This window comes from Psychrobacter sp. 1Y4 (assembly GCF_051847555.1).
Genome location: NZ_JBPYDE010000493.1, coordinates 1 through 739 on the forward strand (window position 1 = coordinate 1; position 739 = coordinate 739).

Below are 739 nucleotides of genomic sequence, written 5' to 3' on the forward strand. Positions count from 1 at the left end.
CTTTTTTTTGCAGAGTGCATTAGGTTAAAGCATACCGAATGCACTTTTTATATCCATTCCTTTTATATCCGTTCCTTTTGTAGACCAGTGGCTTTAAAAATATGAATACTCTTAAAAATAGTAATGCTGATGATCGTGGCATAGCAATGGATATTGACGGTGGTCACCGCCGCGATGTAGAGCGTAATAGTATCCGCTACAATGCACTGCAGGTGATTTTAGGGTTTCTTATTATAGCCATTAGCGCTATCTATGTACCCGCCAGTGCGGCAAATGAGCAAGTCTCAAATGAGGAAGGCCGCTCACAAGTTGCCAGCAAACCTGACAATTTGGCTGAGTACGCTGTCCAACAAATAAATACAATCAAAGACGAAAATATTAGCGTCTCTGGTATTACCGAAGAGATATTTGATCCCACTGAGCGTAGCGCGGTACAGCAAGCAGGGACGTTGCAAGGTGATGTGGGACTGACAGGGGAGTACAGCGAGAATTACTACTTACTCAATAAGCTCAATGTCGGGTTACCACCATTAGCTGAGCCACCAAATTTGGCGACGCCGCTTGCGACCTTAGAGTTTTTTCAATCTGCGGTGATGAAGCAGCAGTATGATTTGGCCGCTTATGCACTCAATATGAATCTGATTGATGAGCAAAACCAGCGTACCCGTTCGCTTGATTTGACCAAGCAGCTTGATTTTTTACTATCTGAAAAAGAGCTATACGTATTTGATGATATGCC

1 pseudogene is annotated in these 739 nt (G+C 43.2%); it reads left to right on the plus strand.

From position 1 onward, the window contains the following. Positions 1-101: 101 nt before the first annotated feature. A pseudogene (locus tag ACS8FC_RS17155) lies at positions 102-739 on the plus strand (hypothetical protein); the annotation flags it as partial.